The organism is Chloroflexus sp. MS-G, assembly GCF_000735195.1.
Taxonomy (GTDB): Bacteria; Chloroflexota; Chloroflexia; order Chloroflexales; family Chloroflexaceae; genus Chloroflexus.
Genome location: NZ_JPIM01000003.1, coordinates 22,730 through 43,929, shown reverse-complemented (window position 1 = coordinate 43,929; position 21,200 = coordinate 22,730). Strand labels below are relative to the sequence as shown.

Below are 21,200 nucleotides of genomic sequence, written 5' to 3'. Positions count from 1 at the left end.
ACCACTTGGTGTTGAAATCGATGAAGAGACAGCATGGCGCTGCACTCTCGTTCCACCGCAGTACGTGGGTTGCATTGTGCGCAAAGATCAACCATAATGATGGTGAACCCCTATGACGAGGGTTGCCTGCCCATCAATCCTTCTGATAAGGAATAAACGATATTATGAAACGCAATCTCCTCAGCTCCCTTCTTCTCATCCTCCTGGCACTGGTAGGTTGTATGGCACCGGGTGATTCTGCGCCGGTAACACCTACTGCCGTATCGAAACCGGTTGTCGGCTCGACGAATGCCCCTCCCCGTCCGTCCACCGCTGTAGCAGAGAGCACTCCCGAACCCTCTTCTCAGATCGACGAGATCGCCTTGCTCGACGCAGCCAGGCGTCTGCCGCGTGATCAGATAGAGCTGGCACGACAACTCGGAAGCTGCCGACCAGCACCTGATGAGTGTCCGAATGTGGCGCGAACTGAACCGCTCGAGGTACAGGTTGGCGAGCGTCGCACGTTTTTTGTCACCGATTTCGGTACCGACACTCAATACGAGATTACTGCCGAATTGCGCTACGCTGGGCCGGTGGTGCTGATGTATGTCGAAGTTGGTGTACCCTACAATCAGGCTGCGCTTGAGCGGGCTGCCCGTACTTTTGAAAGGGAGATCTACCCGCGCACACGCGAGATTTTCGGCAGCGAAATTCAACCTGGTGTTGATGGTGATAACCGAATCACTATTCTCAATGCCGTCGAGCGGAGCAAGCAGATTCTTGGCTACTACTCATCGAGCGACTCGCTTCCCCGCCAGGTCAATCGCTACAGCAACGAGCGTGAGATGTTTTTTATGAACATCGATCTGATGCCATTTGATAGTGATACCTATCTCGATGTGCTAGCTCACGAGTTCCAACACATGATCCATCAGAATGAACAACCCGGCAGTGCGCTCTGGTTCAATGAAGGAATGTCACAGCTTTCGGAAGACTTGAACGGATTCCAGAGCGAGGGCTTTATTCCGCTTTACCTGCGCAACACTGATATTCAGTTGACCGGTTGGGGATTTGCACCCGGTCAGTCAGGTGTACATTACGGTGCAGCGCACCTCTTCATGCGCTACATCTACGCTCAATATGCCGGTAAAGAGCAGTTACGCCCTCTGATTCGGGCTGATGCCGGTAATAATTTGGAAGCATTTGTCGAGTTAGCGGCCAAAGTACGCCCTGATATTGGTCATTTCCGTCAGATCGTCGCCGACTGGGCCGTTGCGAACCTGATCAATGATCCACGGGTTGGCGATGGGCGATATACCTACGATACCGGCACTGAGCTATCCAATCTGCTCCCGCGTAAAGTACGACCGACACCGATTGGCAATCTCTATCGTGATGACGTTGTTCAATTTGGGATCGATTATCTCGCTCTTCCCCGCAAGACGCGAACAGTCATATTTCGAGGCGATCAGACGGTGCGTATTGCGGGTCAGATGCCACGTGGGCGCTACGCCTGGTGGAGCAACCGTGGCGATGACAGTATTGCGACCCTGACGCGGGTCGTTGATCTACGCAACGTAAGCTCGGCAACGCTCACATTCGATACCTGGTTTGAGATTGAGGATGATTACGATTACGCCTTCGTGACTGTCTCAACTGACGGGGGGCAAACCTGGGAGACACTGCCCGGCAAGTGGACAACCGACTACGATCCGCAGGGGGTCAATTACGGTCATGGGCTGACCGGCGTATCGGGACGACCGGACGCAAATCTGGAGGATGGTCTACGTGGTCTCTGGGTGACTGAGCAGATGGATCTTACCCCCTTTGCGGGCCAAGCAATTCTGTTACGTTTCTGGTCAATTAACGATCAGGGCGTGCATGCACCAGGTATGTTGATCGATAATATCGCTATTCCCGAAATTGGGTTTCGCGATGATGTAGAATCTGGTACCGGAGACTGGGAGGCTGCCGGTTTTGTACGGATAGACGGTGATTTGCCTCAACTGTGGGAATTACGACTGGTACGCACGGCTTCCGACGGTCGTATCACGGTGGAAGCACTTGTGCCAGACGCCGACGGTACCGCTACTGCAACGCTCAACTCCAACGAGCAAGGTGTGTTGATTGTCATTGCGGCTACGCCGCACAGTAGTGAACGGTCACAATATGAGGTGAGCTGCGCGGAATAATGGGATCGTAAGGCGGGGCTGGAATGGATCGGGAACTAAAAATCCATTGGCTGGCAGTACTGAGTATAACAATGCTGGCGACGCTGATTGTGTTCATGCAGATGAACCAGCCACCGAAACTGGGCCGGCTAGTCGGTGATCTCAACCCGGTTGGGAACATTCCAGCACGCAGTGATGATACGGTACAACCGACAAGTAATGAACTCTTACGAATCAGGGTAGGATCGCACGCCGTACCGGACGATGTGAGCATCAACGCAATAACTGCCGAACTTTACACAGCACTGGCGTATGTGAGTGTCCGTACTGCAACCCGACTCAACGGGCCAATCACCGTCGTCATTACTGCTAGCCCGGATTGCGCATTGCATGGCGTTGCCTACACTGATATTCGCGAAGTTCAAGTGTTTACTTGTGCTAACCTGCCGCTGTCTCGCGCCGTTGCCATCCTCGCTCATGAGTTTGTACATCAACTGGCTCACGACCACTACGGTCCTGCACACCTGCGAAGTGATCCTATCTTGCTTGAAGGCTGGGCAACCTGGGGCGCAGGTTACTACTGGCTGGGGAGTCAACCAGACTTCCGCACCTTCCTGAGCGGTTATGCAACTTTGCCACTGGTAAGCAATCATCGTGGTCGGTCCGCAGATGAAATGAACACCCTCTACTACCAGTGGGCCTGCTTTGTCGAATACCTGCTCAAGACGTATGGACGAGACGCCTTTGACAGACTTTATCAGAGCGGCGCTGACGACGTTGGCAGTGCCGCTTATCAAGAGGTCTACGGTGTTGATCTCTCTACCCTCGAAGCACAGTGGCGGGTTTGGCTCAGCATAAACACTGAAGCTCAACCTGCCCCTTGAATTCAATCACCCGGCATATATTTGCGACGGGCCACACCATCGGCAATTGCTGCCTGAGCAACCGCAGCGGCGACTGTCGGTACAATCTGACGATTGAACACGCTGGGCACAATGTAATCTTCGTTCATCTCTTCAGGTGGGATCACCGTGGCCAGAGCATCAGCCGCAGCTAAACGCATCGCTGAGGTAATTCGGCGAGCGTGTACATCAAGTGCGCCGCGGAAGATGCCAGGGAAACTCAAGACGTTGTTTATTTGATTAGGCTGATCACTGCGTCCGGTAGCAACCACGCGCGCATACTGACGGAGCATATCGGGATCACCTTCGGGAATGGGGTTTGCCAGCGCAAACACGATTGGATCGCTTGCCATTGCTGTTATGTGATCAGGTGTGAGAATATTGCCACGTGAAACCCCAATAAACACATCAGCCCCCTGAAGCGCCACCGCCAGATTACCACGCCGTCGATCACGATTGGTCTGCGAGGCAATGATTCGCTGCATCGGCGTCTGTCGTGCGTAATCGTCCTCAACCAGAATCCCAAACCGATCAACCGCCGTGATTTCCCCAATCCCGGCTTCAATCAGGGTACGGATAATCGCGGTCCCAGCTGCGCCAACACCGTTAACAACCACTCGTACATCGTTCAGCCGCTTGCCAACGATTCGCAACGCATTACGCAAAGCAGCCAATACCACAACAGCAGTACCGTGCTGATCATCGTGCATCACCGGCAGATCAAGACTCTCTTCCAGCCGTCCTTCGACAATAAAACAATTGGGCGCGGCAATGTCTTCCAGATTAATTCCACCAAAGCTCGGCGCAATCTGTTCGACCGTTTGTACAATCACATCAGGGTCTTGCGAGCGCAGACAGATTGGTACCGCATCAATATTGGCTAGCTCTTTGAAAAGGATTGCTTTGCCCTCCATCACCGGCATAGCAGCTTCTGGGCCTAGATTGCCAAGACCAAGAATAGCCGAACCGTCACTGACCACAGCGACACTGTTACCCTTCCATGTCAGTGAGTAAACTTTTTCGGGATCGTCGGCAATAGCCCGACAAACACGCGCAACGCCCGGCGTGTAGGCCAGCGAAAGATCATCGCGTGTCTTGAGAGGTACCCGACTCTGGGTGGCTAACTTACCGCCAAGGTGCGTGAGAAAGACACGGTCGCTTACCTGAAGCACTTTGATGTTTTGCAACGAATTGATTGCTGCTACCAATTGTTCGCCGTGCTGCTCATCTTGTACGCGCACGGTAATGTCGCGCACTATGATGTTACGCTCGGCACGCACAATATCAATCGCACCAATGTCACCACCGACCTCGCCAATTAAGGTTGTTAATCGTCCAAGCATCCCCGGACGGTTTTCAATTTGACAACGCAAGGTCAGCGTATAAGCCACCCCAACCGACATAACCTTCACCTCTTATTCTGGATGAAATACACAAAAATGCCCGTCACGGCGACGGGCATCACTGCCTTATTATTGCATAGTACCACAACTGTGAGTTTAGAGTGCATCTGGTTCCGATTGTCGCAGAGGGTGATCAGAAACTCAGCTTTCTCATTGGGCACGTACCGTACCTGTGCGACCATCGCGTGAGAAGGAGCCACCCACCCCCCTTTCTCTCCCGTTGTAGAAGAGGAAGGGGGCAAAGGGGAAGGTGAGGGGACCAACTTCCCCCTTCCTCTCCCGTTGTAGAAGAGGCAAGGGGGCAAAAGGGAAGGTGCGGGGGTAGCCATCCCCCCTTCCTCTCCCGCAGCGCGGGAGAGGAAGGGGGGTGGGGGGAAGGTGAGGGAACCAACCTCCCCCCTCCCCTCCTATCTCAAAACGAACCATGCAGACACAACCCTAGCGTTCGTTCGTGGTACAATGCAACAAATAACAAACCACGGAATCAGTATGGGCCTTGAAATCATTCGTGCAATTGTGGCATTTATTCTCGGTGTCCTGCTCGTTGATCAATACCGACGCAGCACCGCTGGTTCACGCCGTCGCCGAGCATTTGCTCTGGGTGCAGCCGCGATGCTGGTCATTGCCACTTCTAATCTCTTTTCAGCAGCTCTGGTACCGTTCATGGTAATTGGCGGTGGCCTGACCCTGGCAGCCGTTTGGTTTCTCTGGCAAGCGTACCGACACGGTGAGCTGCAAGATCGCTTTGAACGAGCCCGTAACTACCTGGAAGTAGAGCGTCGCAGGTACGATGAACAAGATGGGGGAGGTTCCCAACATGATTGACCTGGAGATGATCGGGCGGCGGGCCAAAACGGCAGCCCGTGCATTGGCAAAATTATCAACTGAACAAAAAAATGCGGCATTGCATGCAATTGCTGATGGGTTATTGGCACAGCAACAGGAGATTCTTGAAGCTAACGCCGCTGATGTTGCCGATGCCGAGAAAGCCGGTACTCCTCCGGCAATCATTGATCGAATGCTGCTCAACCCATCGCGGCTGGCGACCATTGCCAAGGATTGCCGCAATGTTGCCGCTTTGCCTGATCCTGTCGGTGAAATCTTCGATCAACGTGAACTCCCATCAGGTTTGCGACTTTATAAGCGGCGCGTTCCAATTGGGGTAATTGGCGCAATCTATGAAGCTCGCCCCAACGTTACGATTGATATTGCTTCACTGTGCCTGAAAGCCGGTAACGCCGTTATTTTACGTGGTGGCAGCGATATTGCTCGGAGTGTTGCGGTAACGACGAGGGTTATTGCATCGGCTTTGGAACAGGCCGGATTACCGTCATTCGCGGTACAAAGTATCACCGATCCTGATCGTGAGCTAGTACGGCAGTTGTTACGACTTGATCGCTACGTTGATATGATTATTCCGCGTGGTGGTGCCAGTTTGCACCGCTTCTGTGTTGAGAATGCTACAGTTCCTGTGATTGTCGGTGGTATGGGTGTCAGTCACATCTACGTCGAACCAAGTGCGAATTTCGCCCGTGCCGTACCGGTTATCGTTAATGCAAAGGTGCAACGACCAGGGGCCTGTAATGCGCTCGATACCTTGCTTGTGCACCGTGATGCCGCACCGGTCTTTTTACCAATGGTCGCGGCCGCACTCGCGCAACATGGCGTTGAAATGCGTTGTGACCTCGAAGCATTGGCGATTCTGACTGATGCCCCTGGTCACGAAAGCTGGAATGTAAAACCGGCCAGCCCAACCGATTTTGGTTGTGAGTTCCTGGCGTTGATTGTTGCTATCAAGATTGTTGGCAGTATCGATGAGGCGCTCGATCACATTGCCCTCTACGGTGGTCATTCAGAGGCTATTCTAACCGGTGACCCGGTCAGTGCCAAACGTTTCACCCGTGAAGTTGACGCTACTGCCGTTTTTGTTAATGCCAGCACACGCTTTAACGATGGTGGTCAATTTGGCCTGGGTGCAGAAGTAGCGATTTCGACTAATCGCTTGCACGCCCGTGGCCCAATGGGGTTACGCGAGCTCACCACCTACACCTGGATCGGCGAAGGTGATTATCTCGTGCGAGCGTGAATATGCAACTGACCCTGCGACTGGCCCATCTCTATCCAGATCACATGAACGTGTACGGTGATCGCGGAAACATCATTGCCCTCCGTCAACGGTGTCAACGCCGTCATATTGCGCTTGAGGTCATACCGGTCAATCCCGGCGACACCGTTGACTGGCAGACAATGGACCTGGCGTTTTTCGGTGGTGGTCAGGATAGTGGTCAGGCATTGATAGCCAGCGATTTGATCGAGCGCCAGGGACCAGGGTTGCGGGCAGCGATTGCCGCTGATCTGGTGGTACTGGCGATCTGTGGCGGTTATCAATTGCTGGGCCATTACTTTCTTACCCATACCGGCGAGCGCTTACCTGGCCTGGGTGTGCTTGATGTTTACACTATTGCCGGTAAACGTCGTATGATTGGTAATATTGTGATTGAGGTCGATCTGGGGAAGGGGCCGTGGCAATTGGTCGGCTTCGAGAATCACAGTGGCCGCACCTTTCACGGCCCTGGTGTACAACCGTTAGGACGTGTATTGGTTGGCTATGGTGATAACGGTCAGGATCGTAAGGGTGGTGCCATCTATCGCAACACCTTTGGCTGTTATCTTCATGGTGCCTTGTTACCTAAAAATCCTCAACTGACCGATCATTTAATCGAACTGGCTCTACGGCGACGGTACGGCACACAGGTTGAACTAGCTCCGTTACCTGCCGAACGTGAGCTTACAGCCCAGCGCGTTATGGTACAACGTTTGCTGTCACGCCGGTAATTCACCTACAGAAGAGGTAAACCGATGCAGTTCACAACAACAGGTTCTCCCTCTGCAGAAGAGGCTGCGGCAGCAGTGGCCGCAATTATGACGTTGCTGACCGAAGAGGAAGTTGCAATCAACGACCAACCTGCATCGACGACACGCTGGCAAGACTCGATGCGTCTGATCGCACAGGGGATGCCACCGATGCGTACACCGGTTCCACCGCGTTGGTCAACGATAGAGCGCATCCGTCGCGCCGGTCGCGGCGGGATGGGTATTGTGGGGATGTAACGGTTCAGCAGTGCTGGACACTCAACATTCGCCAGCGGTTTTCAACATTTCCAGACCTCTCGTGGCTGGGAAAGCGGACCGCTGGCGTTTGTCATGTAAAGCATGGCATTGAACTATCGTTTGTCGTATATCGGGATACCATCGCTTCCATGCAAGAGGGGCTGGCGAGAACGCCCCCTTTCCAATGCGGTAAAGAACATGACCGGCTAGGCAACAGGCACGTGGCCCCACACCACTGGCGGAACGAGAAGCGGCGCATCTTCACACACGCTGCTGACAGATCAGAATATTCCTTGCCATCCTTCTCAGTGCTGGCAAGGTAGACATGTTGAAACGTTCTACGGCTCATGTGCATCATTTGACATGACGTAACATACGTGGTACATTGCTTCCAATCTGTGCAGTAAATCACAATCAGGAAGAGCATAACAAAACGACAGCAAAGGAGTACACCGTGAGTGAACCCCTTGGAAGCGCACAGCGCCCGCTGCGTGTAGCAATCATCGGCGCCGGCCCGGCTGGTTTTTACACCGTTGAGGCCCTCCTCAAGCAGAAGAATCTCGTCTGCCAGATCGATATCTTTAATCGTTTCCCAACCCCTTACGGTCTGGTACGCGAGGGGGTAGCCCCTGATCATCAATCGATTAAAGCCGTAACCCGCGTCTATGACAAGCTGGCGGCTCACAGCAGTGTGCGCTACTTTGGAAATGTGACTTTTGGCGTTGATATTACACACGCTGATTTGCGTGCTCGCTATGACCAGATCGTCTATGCAGTCGGTGCTCAGTCGGATCGCCGGATGGGCATTCCCGGTGAAGACCTCTTCGGCAGTATGCCGGCAACTGCCTTTGTGGGATGGTACAACGGTCGTCCCGACTATCGCGATCTGAAAGTAGACTTGAACGTCGAACGAGTTGTGGTCGTCGGGAATGGGAATGTGGCAATGGACGTTACACGCATTCTGGTAAGCGATCCCGATGATCTGGCAAAAACCGACATTGCCGACCACGCTCTGACTGCATTACGACAGAGCAAAGTGCGTGAAGTGGTTATGCTTGGACGGCGTGGGCCAGCACAAGCTGCGTTCACTAACCCTGAACTAAAAGAGTTTGGTGAATTGCGTGGTGTTGATGTGATTGTTGACCCGGCCGACCTTGAACTTGATCCGCTGAGTGAAGCAGCGCTCGCCGAGGATAAGACCGCAGCGAAGAATGTGGAGCTGTTGCGGGCCTATGCGGCTCGTGGCGCTACGGGCGCGCCACGCCGCATTGTGATGCGCTTCCTGGTCTCGCCAATTGCGATCCACGGCGCTAATGGACGAGTGACGGGAGTGACTATTGAGCGCAATCAATTGGTGCAGGCCGCCGATGGAAGTTTGCGTCCACGCGGGACCGGCATTACCGAGGAATTGAGCTGCGGGATGGTTCTCCGCTCGGTCGGGTATCGGGGTGAACCATTACCCGGTGTGCCCTTTGATGAAGCCAGTGGCACTATTCCCAACCGTGATGGACGAGTGCTGACCGCTCCGAATGGTGATCTGGTACCAGGTGAATATGTGGTAGGCTGGATCAAACGTGGTCCTTCGGGGGTTATTGGGACCAACAAGCCGGATGCGGTGGCAACTGTTAACAGCATGCTGGCCGATCTACCCAATTTACCCGGCGCACCCCAGAACGACGATATTGCCGACCTGCTACGCGAACGCGGGATTGATTTTGTGACTTATGCTGATTGGCAACGGCTCGATGCGTATGAAACGGCTCAGGGGGCAGCTCAGGGGCGACCGAGGGTCAAAGTCACTCGAGTTGATGAGATGATGAAAATTATTCGTGCTGGTCGCTGATGCGGATTACGATGATTGCGCCCTTCGGTATTCGACCGAAGGGCACATTGCTTGCCCGCATGCTGCCATTAGCGCAAGCATTACAGCAGCGTGGGCATACAGTCAATATTGTTGCGCCACCGATTCACAATCCTGCTGATGGTGGTACAACCCGTTACATTACTGGGGTAGCGGTTACTCATACCGTTTCCCCACCGTTTACCGGTCTACCGGCAGCACTCTGGCATACGATAGCTCTCTGGTGGGCTGCCCGGCAGACTCACGCCGATGTTATCCATCTTTTCAAACCAAAAGGGTTTGGCGGGTTGGCGGCATTAGCGCGTGGTCAGATACCGTTGGTTGTCGATTGCGATGATTGGGAAGGGCCAGGGGGCTGGAATGAACTGTTGCCATATCCTGCACCGGCCAAAGCATTCTTTGCCTGGCAAGAGCGCGATTTGCCACGTCGAGCCAGAGCAGTAACCGTTGTTTCGCACACGCTGGAAACCCTGGTGTGGGCCATGGGTGTCCCACCGCAACGTGTCTTCTATTTGCCCAATGGTGCGTCGTCTCCGGGCTTATTCCGCTGGCAACCATCATCGCAACCAACAATAGTCCTCTACACCCGCTTTTGGGAGCTTGATCTGGTAGAAGTAGTGATGGCGTTAGCGCTTGTGCATCGATCCCGTCCTGATGCCCGTCTTATTCTGATCGGCAAAGGTGAGCGCGGAGAAGAGCAGCGATTGTTGGCGCTTGCTAAAGCTCTTGATTGTGCAGCGATGATCGATTATCGCGGTTGGCTCGAGCCATCGGCTATCCCAGCCCTGCTCGCCAGTGCCGATGTCGCGTTGGTGCCAATACGTGATACGTTGATCAATCGGGCACGGGGAATGGCCAAATTGGTTGAGCTGATGGCCGTCGGTATCCCTATTGTCGCCAGTGACGTGGGTGCGGCACGCGATTACCTTGCGCCTGATGCCGGTATCCTGGTTCCTCCGGGCAACGCAACCGCATTGGCGACGGCTGTCATTCACGTGCTTGCCGATGAGACGGTACGTACACGTCTACGTACTGCTGTCCTTGCCGCAGCCCAACGTCTACGCTGGGATCAGCTCGCCCCAATTGCTGAGCTGGCCTATCAGCGCGCCAGGGAACGATCATAGAGCCTATCCGAAAAACTGGTATCCTTCATCGTATACGCGCAAAACGAACCTGCCTTTCTGTTACAACCACAAATTGGTCTGTTAGCTGCTCCGCATAGCCTTCGAGCAATCATTGAGTACAATGATGTGCAGGCATATCGCTGAATGCTGGTGCATCCATGCAGCGATCCCTTGTTTTCCCCTTTGTCCCGTGAAACTCATGCATCCGCGAAACGGAGGGATGATGCGCTGCCAATAGTCGTCCTGCCCTTTCGGTATCCGAGCTGTCGGCTAGATGCACGAGCACACGCACCAAGAACCTATTGGAACCTCAGCATATCGTCGTCGCGTGTGCCACCTCCTGCGGTCGTTGTGACGGCTTGGGAATCGAGGACGCTGTTCGATGGCTCCGAGTCGCGATTCAGCGCGTGTCGCGCCAGGTCCGCAGCGTATCATTGATGGTGATGAAGGTTTCAGCACGATTCCATATTGTCGAAATAGTATCGGACGGACCTCATTGGCAGAACATCCGCAAGTGTCATTCCCCTCAATCCGAGACCACGTTTGGGTGCCGACAGGCATCACCGACACAATACCCCCAGGGGTGAGGCGGTGCCATCACCCAACTCATCGGGAGTCGCAGAGGGGTAGGGCGGTGCCGCGCACCCCTCTCCTCAATGTGCGACAACCGTGAGGTATCGCAACCGCCTTGCCATAGGGCATATCAGCAAGAGCGTGAATGCCATATGGTATCATAGCAGTGGCTATGTAACGATATATGCTTTTGAAATCAGAATGCACAAACCTGTATCGGGACACATCCTGATTGTTGATGACAGCGAATATAATCGCTTGCTTCTCGAACGCCAATTAACCCGGCGTGGGCATACGGTGCAGACTGCGGGCAGGGGGTTGCAAGCCCTGACCTATGCCCGTCAGCAGCGATTTGATCTTATCGTGCTTGATTTGATGATGCCCGAAATGGATGGGCGAGCGGTTTTGACACAGCTAAAACACGATCCCCAACTACAGCATATTCCGGTGATCATCGTTTCAGCACTCGACGAGATTGACGATGTTGTGCACTGTATTGAAGCGGGTGCCGAGGACTATCTTACCAAGCCGATTAACACAACGTTGTTGTATGCCAAAATAGATTCCTGTCTTGAGCGAAAAAGATTACGCGATCAAGAGCAAGCCTATCTGATGGCAATGCGCTATGAACTAGAGTTAGCGCGACGCACTCAGGCTGATTTTCTTCCCGCGACATTACCTTCAATTACGAACTGGCACATTGCGGCTAAACTTGTGTCGGCGCGTGAAATGGCCGGCGATTTTTACGACGTGTTCCATCTATCTGACCAGAGATGGATGGTTCTGGTCGGTGATGTTTGTGATAAGGGGGTAGGGGCGGCACTCTTCATGGCATTGACACGGACGCTGCTACGTGCCTTTGCCGAGCAAGCGGTAGCCATTCATCATAACGATCCACTACAGGCGGTAATGATGACGAATGAATACATTGCTCGCCATCATCATGGCAGTCGCACGTTTTCGACCATCTTTTGTGCGGTTATTGATACTTCCAACGGAACCATGAGCTATATCAACGCCGGGCATCCGCCGCCATATATCTTTCGTTCTGCTGGCGGTATTGAAACGCTAGAGCCAACTGGGCCAGCAGTAGGTTGGATCGGCAATGCCCGTTTTACTGTTGGCACAACGTTGTTAGAGGTCGGTGATAGTTTATTTGCTTATACCGATGGTAGTATCGAAGCTCGTGCCGCAGATGGTACCCTGTTCGGTGAAGAACGACTGCTGGCGACTGTCACCGTGAATTACCGTAACGGAGCTTTGCACCTGGAAGCGATAACGCAGGCAATACTAGACTATTCGGGTCGTCAGCTTCCTGATGACGATATAACGCTATTGGCCGTATGTCGCTTGGGGAGCGTTGAATGAGTTGTCGCTGCAACCGTTCACCGTTGCGCAGCAGTTGCTGATAGAAATCCCCTTCCGTTTCTGTGGCAGAAATCAGAAGGGGACGCAACAAATGGCAAACGTAGAACGTTTAGTGCTTTCGCTACATAACTTCAACTTCCAGCGCGACTGCCTCACCTCCACCCAGACAAAGCGCCGCGATGCCTCGCTTTCCACCTCGCTGACGTAATGCGGAGATAAGCGTCACCAAAACACGAGCACCACTTGCGCCAATGGGATGACCAAGGGCAATCGCACCACCGTGAACGTTTACCCGGTCGGTATCAAGTGTCAGTGCACGCAGATTTGCTATCACCTGCGCGGCAAAGGCTTCGTTGATTTCAAAGAGATCGTAGTCATCGAGCGTGCGGCCTGCCCGTTTCATCAACTTTTCGATTGCGAAGGCAGGTGCCGTGAAGAGTTCGAGCGGCTTCACCGCCGCCTGAGCAGCAACCCCAATCCGTGCCAGCGGTTGCAAGCCGAGCTGAACAGCACGACTTTCCCGCATCAAGACCAGCGCTGCTGCACCGTCGGTAATGCCAGGGGCATTGCCAGCGGTAACAGTACCATCGGCGACAAAGGCCGGTTTGAGTCTGGCCAAGGCAGCCATCGAGGTGTCACGGCGTGGCCCTTCATCGGTGGTTACCAGATTGACCTGTCCTTTTGCCACTGGTACTGCAACCGGTGCAATCTCTTCCTGAAAGGCGCCACAGTCTTGGGCAGCAATGGCGCGTTGATGCGATTGTAATGCGTAAGCGTCCTGCTGTTCACGACTGACGTGAAAGGTACGGGCAATCCATTCGGCGGCGACACCCATATGATGGTTTTCAAACGCACACCACAGGCCATCGTGTACCACAGCATCGATAATCTGTCCGTGGCCGAGCCGGTAGCCGTGGCGGGCCTGTGGCAGCACATAGGGCGCTCCGCTCATATGCTCCATACCACCGGTGACGAGTACCTCGGCTTCTCCTGCTCGGATCAGAGCGGTTCCGATCATCACGGCCTTGAGACCGCTGCCACACACTTTGTTCACGGTCAAACCGCCGACTGTGTGCGGAAGGCCAGCGCGAAGTGCTGCCTGGCGGGCTGGTGATTGCCCTAAACCGGCAGTAACTACACAGCCCATAATACATTCGTCAACTGAGTCTGGTTCAATCCCGGCTCGTTGGACGGCCGCCTGTATCGCGGCTGCACCCAGATCAATGGCACTCAGTCCGCTGTAGGCGCTGTTAAAACGCCCAATGGGGGTACGAGCTGCCCCAACAATGACTACATCGTCCATAGGTTACTTCCTCGTGGTGTCAAAATAGAAAGGTCAGACCACACGCTTAAGATACCGGATATTATAGCCAGTAATGGTACAGAATACCAATCCCCGTCGCGTTCCAGGGTTTGCCGGTGTTTTCAGCTTCGCGTTGTCTGCACAAGCCGAACGTGATCAATTAACGAGAGATACTGCCTGCTAACAGTGACACGCAATCTACGTAGTCATCTGGGTGCGCGACCAACGACCATCGTTCGTCGCATCAGCAAGATTGGAGGCAGGGTTTTCTTCTCTTCTGCTCTTTGTGTGGAAGCGAAGGAGAGCGGTAGACAGATACACTCCACAGCACGGGCACCAACGACCTTGCAAACATCTACGCCGTTCACGCTTTCTGGTCTAGTATGTCAAAGGCGAGCCAGCAGGCGGCATGCTCAACCCATCGCATGCAAGGGTACTCACATCCTTGATACTGCTAATAGCATCCATCTGGTCAGTGAAATCTGAAAAAAACGGCAACCCTTCCCGTCTCGTACAACCGCCCCACAACAATCAAGAGCATCAACATAATGCCGGCATACGCCAGACCAGCATTGCGTGGGGGGCGATGTCGTAGCGCAATCTCTGCTGCCGGAATCAAACCCACAGCAACGATCCCGTAAATCACATGGAGCGCCATCCGCAGCACATCAGCCTGCCAGAGTAGCACAAGACCAATGGCGGATTGCGCCATTATCAGGAGTTGCAATATCCCACTCAGTGGCTGCATCCCACCCTGGTTACGCCATGCTACAATCAGCGCCCAGATCAGGCCAACCACTATCACCGCCGTAATCGTGATTTGCAAGCGACTATGCAGTGTGAACAGCCGTTCCATCATACGGCCATTGTAGCATGATGTGGATCGGTTGCAGTATACTGGCATTATGACGGAACTACCGTCAGCTCAGCTCCGAATATCTATGTCAACTATTAGCTTTATTGAATGTCTGATCATCCTGCTGCTGGTGGCCGTCGTTGCGGCAATTGCCTTTCGCGCCGGATACGTTCGGGGACGCAATCGGTGATAAGAAACGAAGAACAGGGGCAACATTGGTGTTGCCCCCTCCTGAGATCGCCAATGGGTAGACTTTTGCAGTTACGACTGATGTGTCGTTACTGGTTGCGTGATCATCTGCTGCCCGCTGGTCGGCCACCACCAGATGATCGCCATACTCAACAACAGCACGATAGTCGTTGCCAATCCGCCCTCTGGCCCGAATGCCCCGCCGGTCAACCAGTCAGGCCCGCTCTCCATCAAGTTGAAGATCATACCGCCACTGACACTCTGACCACTCACTTCCAGACCGAAGAGGTTCCCTTGTGCCCAATTCCAGATGGAATGAAAGGCGCATATTCCCCACAACGATTCTTCGCGCAGCGCATAAAGCGCAGCAAAGAGACCGTACAACCCCAGGTTAATCATTGCCAGAATGCTCAGGTTAGGATTAAGACCGTGCATAACAGCGAAGAAGAGTGACGAGATGAGCAGTCCGAGCCACGGACGATAGCGAGCTGCCAGTGTCGGCAACATCCAGCCACGGGTAAGAACCTCCTCGGCAGCGCCCTGAATCAGCCAGCCCGGAAAGAAGACAAGCAAAACCCCACCGAGGGCAGCCAGACCAACCTGCTCCGGATTGCTGTTTTCTACCGTGATGTACCCCAGTGGTGCTAACAGTCCTACAGTCGCCGTGAACGATGCTAGGCCGATCAAGAGACCGCGACCGTATAGAAAGAAGACCCTACCCGGCTCAAAACCAAGTGTCACGAATGAACGCTTCTCAAAGAAACGAATCCACAGCCAGGTCAGCAAAATCATAGCACCAAAGGAAACCGCTAGTACAAGCGACAATATCAGTCCTGATACCAGTGGCGGTTGATTGACCGTGTTTTCCTCGACCATACCGAGGAAAAACAACACGATTGAGATAGGAAGAGCAAAAATTTGCGAACCGAAGGCGATGAGGACACCAATACCTATGACGCCCCACCAGGGTGTCAAGCGTCGACCGCTGCGCGCCAGATCGTATAGACGGTTGTGTGTAAGCCACTGAGGTATCACGGGAGACTCCTTTCCTGATATACCAAAATCGGTGTGAAGTTTTGTCGAGAGTTACTAATTAGACAGGTGTCTCATCATTATTACTTTCCACGTAAGCACATCTCTGGAATCGAACGATTGTTGTATCCCATTTTGCCAGACAGACTTCCGTTGAGGATTGCTCCGTTAGTGCAGGGTAAGCCACAGGATTACCCTGCACTTTCTGACCCACGCCTTACTTGAGATGCCTCCGGAACCAGCTAATCTGCTCTTGCGCAGCATAGAGCTGGTTCTCTTCCATCAACAGACCGTGTCCTTCGAGGATAAAGCGTACCATTGCTGGCGCTACCAGGCCAACCACTACGATCAATAATCCAATCCAGGCTATCGAGCGAAGGTGTAACATTGCACATCTCCTGTGTGGTAAGCAGCGTATCTCATAGTGTGTTCAGACGGACAACCCCTATACTCCGAGCATTAGGCCAGACATCCTAGCTCCAAATACCGTTTGTGCTTGACTGGTTCGACATCACTCCCTTGCAGATCGTCGCTTGATCAAGCAGCAGATATTCGCACGAGATGAGGAAGCAATAGGTGAAGTATCGTCGTTGATAACTGGCGGGGTGCATATTTATCACCGTGTGTTAACATTTTCTGATATGATAACAAATGTTAATATAATATCGTTATCATTAATTATAATTATCGTCTGACCTCTTGTCAAGTGGTATCGAGAGGTCAGGGGGCAAAGTTTTCACCCCACCTGCTAAAGGTGATGTGAGGAGAGAGGAATAAAGGGTTTTCCAAGCCGTTTGCTGTGCATACGGAGGTGCGCAGCTTCCCCCCGATCCGACGAACATCTTGCAGTCACCGCTCATCAATTCACCGATGATGCCGTCACTGCATTGTCGTGGCAGGTCTACTGATGCACCGTGCAATCGTGTCCCTGCGCACCGCGAGGTGTAGGTCGGCGGTCTGAGCGCTCAGACAACTGCGTGGGTTGGGGGTGTTGTGAGCCACGAGATGTCCTTATACCGTTGTGTTCCTTTGTTCATTTCCGGTGACTTGGCGCTCAAAAAATGATCATAAAGCATTACTCAGCCTTTGGGTGCATTGCCCACCATGGAACAGCGTGGTACAATAAAATGACGAGATAAATCAACGTCACCGATTTGCATAGAGCGAGGCTGTATGGAAAAAGCAACGTGGACAACAAAAGTTGGGCTGGCGCAGATGCTTAAGGGTGGTGTCATTATGGATGTTGTCACCCCCGAGCAAGCTCGGATCGCCGAGGAAGCTGGTGCAGTAGCAGTGATGGCGCTCGAGCGTGTGCCAGCCGATATTCGCGCTCAGGGTGGCGTGGCCCGGATGAGCGATCCAGAACTGATTCTGGCGATCAAGCAGGCAGTAACGATCCCAGTGATGGCGAAAGCACGCATTGGGCACTTCGTTGAAGCTCAGGTCTTGGAGGCAATTGGTGTTGACTATATTGATGAAAGCGAAGTCCTGACGCCTGCTGACGAAGAGCATCATATCAATAAACACAAATTCCGTGTCCCGTTTGTGTGCGGTTGTCGCGATCTCGGTGAAGCACTGCGGCGTATTGCCGAAGGTGCGGCGATGTTGCGTACCAAGGGTGAAGCTGGTACCGGTAACGTGGTAGAGGCGGTACGTCATGCGCGTGCTGTGTACCGCGAGATTCGGCGGTTGCAGTCGATGAACGAAGATGAGCTGTTTACCTACGCAAAGCAGATTCAGGCACCATACGAACTGGTGAAGCAGGTGGCGGCTGAAGGCAAACTGCCGGTTGTGAACTTTGCTGCGGGTGGTATTGCGACACCGGCTGATGCAGCCTTGTTGATGCAACTGGGTGTTGATGGTATCTTTGTCGGATCGGGTATCTTCAAGAGCGGTGATCCGGTGAAGCGTGCACGCGCCATCGTTGAGGCGACAACCCATTATAATGATCCGGAAATCATTGCCGAGGTGAGCAAGGGTCTCGGTGAAGCAATGGTTGGAATTAATATCGATCAGATTCCGACCGAACAATTGATGGCACGCCGTGGTTGGTAAGAGTGTGTGGATGGGACATCCTCCCATCCACGTTGAGTGAGCTATGACAGTTGGGGTATTGGCACTTCAAGGCGATTTCCGCGAGCATTGTACCGTTCTGCGCCGACTCGGTGTTGAACCGATAGAGGTGCGCTTGCCACGTCAGCTCGCCCAGGTCGAGCGTCTGATCATTCCCGGTGGCGAAAGTACTACCATCGGTCGATTACTGACGATTTATCAGATGTTGGAACCGATCCGTGTTCGTGCAGGGCGCGATCTGGCGATATGGGGCACATGTGCTGGCGCGATATTGCTTGCCAGTACTGTGACCGATCAAAAACAGGGTGGTCAACCTACGTTGAGCTTGATGAATCTGACAATTCAGCGAAATGCTTATGGCAGCCAACTCGATAGCTTCGAGGCGCCGGTCGCGATGCCGATCATCGGTGAGATGCCGCTCCGCGGCGTCTTTATCCGGGCACCACGTATCGTTGCGTTGGGGGTAGGATGCGAAGCTGTCGGCTGGCTAGAAGACGGTAGCGTTGTGGCTGCACGTCAGGGTCGCTTGCTGGCGACAACGTTCCATCCTGAGCTGACCGATGATGATCGGGTTCATCGGCTCTTTCTGGAACTATGATTCGAACGATCACGCCGGGCGATCTCTGGTCGTTGCGGCGTAAACCTCGCTACCAACAGGTGCTCTACACCGAACGACTGCTGGCGTATAGCCATCGGCCACTCTGGTTTGCTGTGCAAAGCATGCTGGCAGGAAACCATCGCGAACGAACAACCCTGGTGCTGGCCGAACGTGGTGGGTTTGCGTTAGTGCAGGCAATGGGCCGTCGTGGCAGGCCAGAGCAGGATGTGATTTATCTGGCGACAAACGGTACTCGCAGCGAGCATACTCCAAGCGATTACGAACTCTGGTTTCATCTATTACACCGACTCTGCACTGATGCGGCATATCACTCGGTGCAGCGTCTCTATGCGGCATTACCCAGTCAACATAACGAGCTGCGCGAGATTTTCCGTCAGGTTGGTTTCCAGGCGTATACCCATCGCCATCTCTTTCACCTCTCTGGGCCGGATTGGGATCAGGGAACACGCCTGGCGCCGATGCGATTACAGGCTCACCGCGATCATTGGGCAATCCATAAGCTCTATGGTATGTCCACCCCGCATCTGGTACAACAGGCTGAAGTGCGCAATGCCCGTCACTGGACAATCTATCGCCCCTATTCATTCCTGCGTCGCCAGTCATGGGTGTTGGGGCCTGATGATGATCTGGTCGCTAATTTGCGTCTGCTCAGTGGGCCAAGCGGGCATGTCTTCTCGATCTTGATCCGACCAGATGCCCGTGAACAGGCGGTTGATGTTCTACGCTTTGGGTTGGCCCAGCTCAGTGATAGTCGTCCAGTGTATCTCTTGTTGCGCGAGTATCAACAAGAATTGTTTGAACCGGCGATGCGTCTGGGTTTTCAACCGGTTGGTGAGCAGACCTTGCTGGTCAAACATACGGTTGTTCCGATTCGGCGGATGGTGTTGACACCATCGTTAGAAGTTGGCCTGGAGCCACGGGTGTCAGTACGTCGCTATATACTACCCCCAACTGTGCGTGAGGAGTGTTAAGCAGCTATGGCTGTTACGGATGCAAGCAACGACATTCAACTGTTATTAGCAGCGCTACCGCCAGCAATTAGCGAGGCGATTCGCAAGGCGAATGATCAGGACAATCTTTTGGAGATTGTCATGGATCTTGGCCGATTGCCCGAGGCGCGTTATCGTGGTCACGAGCTGTTTCTCAGTGATCGTGAGGTGACAGCCGAGGATATTCAGTATGTTATTGAACGAATCGGTGAGTTTGGCGAAGATAACCGAGCCGGTATCCCGCGCACGCTGCACCGAATCTCTGGTATTCGCAACCGTCGTGGGGTGGTCATCGGTCTGACCTGCCGTATCGGACGAGCAGTCTACGGTACCGTTGACATTATCCGCGATCTGGTTGAAACTGGTCGGAGCATTCTCCTGCTGGGGAAGCCGGGCACAGGCAAAACAACACTCCTGCGCGAGACAGCTCGCGTGTTGGGTGATGAATTGCGCAAACGAGTGGTGATTGTCGATACCTCGAATGAGATTGCTGGCGATGGCGATATTCCCCATCCGGGCATTGGGCGCGCACGTCGGATGCAGGTGCCACGTCCAGCCGAACAACATAATGTGATGATCGAGGCAGTCGAGAATCACATGCCCGAAGTTATTGTGATCGATGAGATTGGCACTGAGCTGGAGGCAGCGGCGGCACGCACAATTGCTGAGCGTGGGGTGCAACTGGTCGGTACTGCTCATGGGAATACACTCGATAACCTGATGATCAACCCAACACTTTCTGATCTGGTGGGTGGCATTCAGGCTGTTACGCTGGGTGATGAAGAGGCTCGCCGACGCGGTACGCAGAAAACCGTCTTAGAGCGCAAGGCACCACCGACCTTCAATATTCTGGTTGAGATTCAATCGTGGGATCGAGTGATCGTCTATCCCGATGTTGCCGCCGCAGTTGATGCCATTCTGCGCGGTGAAGACCCTCCGTGCGAGCAGCGTTTTCGTGATGCTAACGGGGTCGTACACCGTGAACCGGTCCATCGTTCACCGATCGATGCGCCAGCTTTCGGTGTGCGACGGGGCCGTGGGTTTCGTGAACAGGGTCAGATGGGTGGGAGTGGACCGCGTTTGCGTGATCGCAATGGAAGTAGCACCTCAACAGTAGCGATCCCTCCCCAGCGCATCTTTCCCTTTGGTGTGAGTCGCAATCGCTTGCAGAGTGCTATTGATCGGTTGCGTGTACCGGCAGTGATTGTGCGTGATTTGAAGGATGCCACGCTGGTCATGACGCTGAAAAACTACTATCGTCAAAGCTCGCAACAGTTGCGTCAGGCTGAAGAGCAGGGCGTACCGGTCTACGTGTTACGGAATAACACGATGACGCAAATGGAACGTCAGCTCGCGCAGGTCTTTCAGTTGCGTGAGTTGATGGATGAAGAGTCACCGGGATTCACAAGTGACTCGGTTGTGGAAGAGGCGTTACTGGAAACCGAACAGGCTATCACGCAGGTGATCAATGGTGAACGTCATGCGGTGGAATTGGCCCCGCAGAGCAGTTATATTCGCCGCTTGCAGCATCAAATGGCCGATCGTTATAATCTGCGCTCGGAAAGTCGCGGCGAAGACCCTAATCGTCGCGTGAAGATCTTTCGATAATCGACAGATTGGCAAAGATCGGCTATCCTTATACAGCAA

18 protein-coding genes are annotated in these 21,200 nt (G+C 53.7%); 13 read left to right on the top strand and 5 right to left on the bottom strand.

Annotation, left to right across the window (positions count from 1 at the left end):
- Window positions 1–164: 164 nt before the first annotated feature.
- Both JE47_RS0101105 and JE47_RS0101100 read left to right on the top strand, forming a co-directional pair.
- A complete protein-coding gene (locus JE47_RS0101105; protein ID WP_031457994.1) occupies window positions 165–2,171 on the top strand; it encodes an immune inhibitor A domain-containing protein in 2,007 nt (668 codons plus the stop codon).
- Window positions 2,172–2,194: 23 nt separating this feature from the next.
- On the top strand, window positions 2,195–3,034 hold the full coding sequence (locus JE47_RS0101100) for a hypothetical protein (RefSeq protein ID WP_031457993.1): 840 nt from the start codon (window positions 2,195–2,197) through the stop codon (window positions 3,032–3,034).
- A 2-nt stretch (window positions 3,035–3,036) separates the two neighbouring features.
- Here JE47_RS0101100 and JE47_RS0101095 read toward each other — a convergent pair whose 3' ends face one another.
- Window positions 3,037–4,455, bottom strand: coding sequence for a malic enzyme-like NAD(P)-binding protein (locus JE47_RS0101095; RefSeq protein WP_031457992.1), 1,419 nt, complete (start codon window positions 4,453–4,455; stop codon window positions 3,037–3,039).
- A 489-nt stretch (window positions 4,456–4,944) separates the two neighbouring features.
- On the opposite strand from JE47_RS0101095, the gene JE47_RS0101085 reads away from it, so the two are divergent.
- The 7 genes from JE47_RS0101085 (at window position 4,945) to JE47_RS0101055 (ending at window position 12,492) form a co-directional block, all read left to right on the top strand.
- Entirely contained in the window at window positions 4,945–5,280 is a 336-nt protein-coding gene (locus JE47_RS0101085; RefSeq protein WP_031457990.1) for a hypothetical protein, read from the top strand.
- Window positions 5,273–6,541 (top strand): glutamate-5-semialdehyde dehydrogenase, encoded by a 1,269-nt coding sequence (locus tag JE47_RS0101080; protein ID WP_031457989.1) that lies wholly within the window; start codon window positions 5,273–5,275, stop codon window positions 6,539–6,541. The genes JE47_RS0101085 and JE47_RS0101080 overlap by 8 nt, the downstream gene beginning before the upstream one ends.
- Window positions 6,542–6,543: 2 nt before the next feature.
- On the top strand, window positions 6,544–7,290 hold the full coding sequence (locus JE47_RS0101075; protein ID WP_031457988.1) for a type 1 glutamine amidotransferase: 747 nt from the start codon (window positions 6,544–6,546) through the stop codon (window positions 7,288–7,290).
- 24 nt (window positions 7,291–7,314) lie between these two features.
- The gene (locus JE47_RS0101070; RefSeq protein WP_031457987.1) at window positions 7,315–7,566 is read left to right on the top strand and encodes a hypothetical protein; all 252 of its coding nucleotides are present in this window, start codon (window positions 7,315–7,317) and stop codon (window positions 7,564–7,566) included.
- A 454-nt stretch (window positions 7,567–8,020) separates the two neighbouring features.
- Complete coding sequence (locus JE47_RS0101065; protein WP_031457986.1) at window positions 8,021–9,409, top strand: FAD-dependent oxidoreductase; 1,389 nt, start codon at window positions 8,021–8,023, stop codon at window positions 9,407–9,409.
- A complete protein-coding gene (locus JE47_RS0101060; protein ID WP_031457985.1) occupies window positions 9,409–10,551 on the top strand; it encodes a glycosyltransferase family 4 protein in 1,143 nt (380 codons plus the stop codon). Before JE47_RS0101065 ends, JE47_RS0101060 begins: the two co-directional genes overlap by 1 nt.
- Before the next feature lie 774 nt (window positions 10,552–11,325).
- Entirely contained in the window at window positions 11,326–12,492 is a 1,167-nt protein-coding gene (locus tag JE47_RS0101055) for a PP2C family protein-serine/threonine phosphatase (protein WP_051871040.1), read from the top strand.
- Between the two features lie 121 nt (window positions 12,493–12,613).
- On the opposite strand, the gene JE47_RS0101050 is transcribed toward JE47_RS0101055, so the two are convergent.
- The 4 genes from JE47_RS0101050 to JE47_RS21750 form a co-directional block, all read right to left on the bottom strand.
- A complete protein-coding gene (locus tag JE47_RS0101050) occupies window positions 12,614–13,795 on the bottom strand; it encodes a thiolase family protein (protein ID WP_031457983.1) in 1,182 nt (393 codons plus the stop codon).
- A gap of 472 nt (window positions 13,796–14,267) precedes the next feature.
- Window positions 14,268–14,654, bottom strand: coding sequence for a hypothetical protein (locus tag JE47_RS0101045; protein ID WP_236631096.1), 387 nt, complete (start codon window positions 14,652–14,654; stop codon window positions 14,268–14,270).
- Window positions 14,655–14,912: 258 nt separating this feature from the next.
- Window positions 14,913–15,875, bottom strand: a complete 963-nt coding sequence (locus JE47_RS0101035; protein WP_031457981.1) for a CPBP family intramembrane glutamic endopeptidase — start codon at window positions 15,873–15,875, stop codon at window positions 14,913–14,915.
- Window positions 15,876–16,089: 214 nt separating this feature from the next.
- Window positions 16,090–16,260, bottom strand: coding sequence for a hypothetical protein (locus tag JE47_RS21750; protein WP_160173269.1), 171 nt, complete (start codon window positions 16,258–16,260; stop codon window positions 16,090–16,092).
- A 785-nt stretch (window positions 16,261–17,045) separates the two neighbouring features.
- On the opposite strand from JE47_RS21750, the gene pdxS reads away from it, so the two are divergent.
- Genes pdxS through JE47_RS0101010 form a run of 4 tightly spaced genes read left to right on the top strand, consistent with a single transcriptional unit; the run spans window position 17,046 to window position 21,161 of the window.
- The gene (gene pdxS / locus JE47_RS0101025) at window positions 17,046–17,927 is read left to right on the top strand and encodes a pyridoxal 5'-phosphate synthase lyase subunit PdxS (RefSeq protein ID WP_031457980.1); all 882 of its coding nucleotides are present in this window, start codon (window positions 17,046–17,048) and stop codon (window positions 17,925–17,927) included.
- Between the two features lie 43 nt (window positions 17,928–17,970).
- Window positions 17,971–18,543 (top strand): pyridoxal 5'-phosphate synthase glutaminase subunit PdxT, encoded by a 573-nt coding sequence (pdxT, locus tag JE47_RS0101020; protein WP_031457979.1) that lies wholly within the window; start codon window positions 17,971–17,973, stop codon window positions 18,541–18,543.
- Window positions 18,540–19,535, top strand: coding sequence for a hypothetical protein (locus JE47_RS0101015; RefSeq protein ID WP_031457978.1), 996 nt, complete (start codon window positions 18,540–18,542; stop codon window positions 19,533–19,535). The genes pdxT and JE47_RS0101015 overlap by 4 nt, the downstream gene beginning before the upstream one ends.
- Before the next feature lie 6 nt (window positions 19,536–19,541).
- Window positions 19,542–21,161 carry a R3H domain-containing nucleic acid-binding protein gene (locus JE47_RS0101010; RefSeq protein ID WP_031457977.1) on the top strand — a complete coding sequence of 540 codons (1,620 nt, stop codon included), beginning with the start codon at window positions 19,542–19,544 and terminating at the stop codon, window positions 21,159–21,161.
- The last annotated feature ends 39 nt before the right edge of the window (window positions 21,162–21,200 follow it).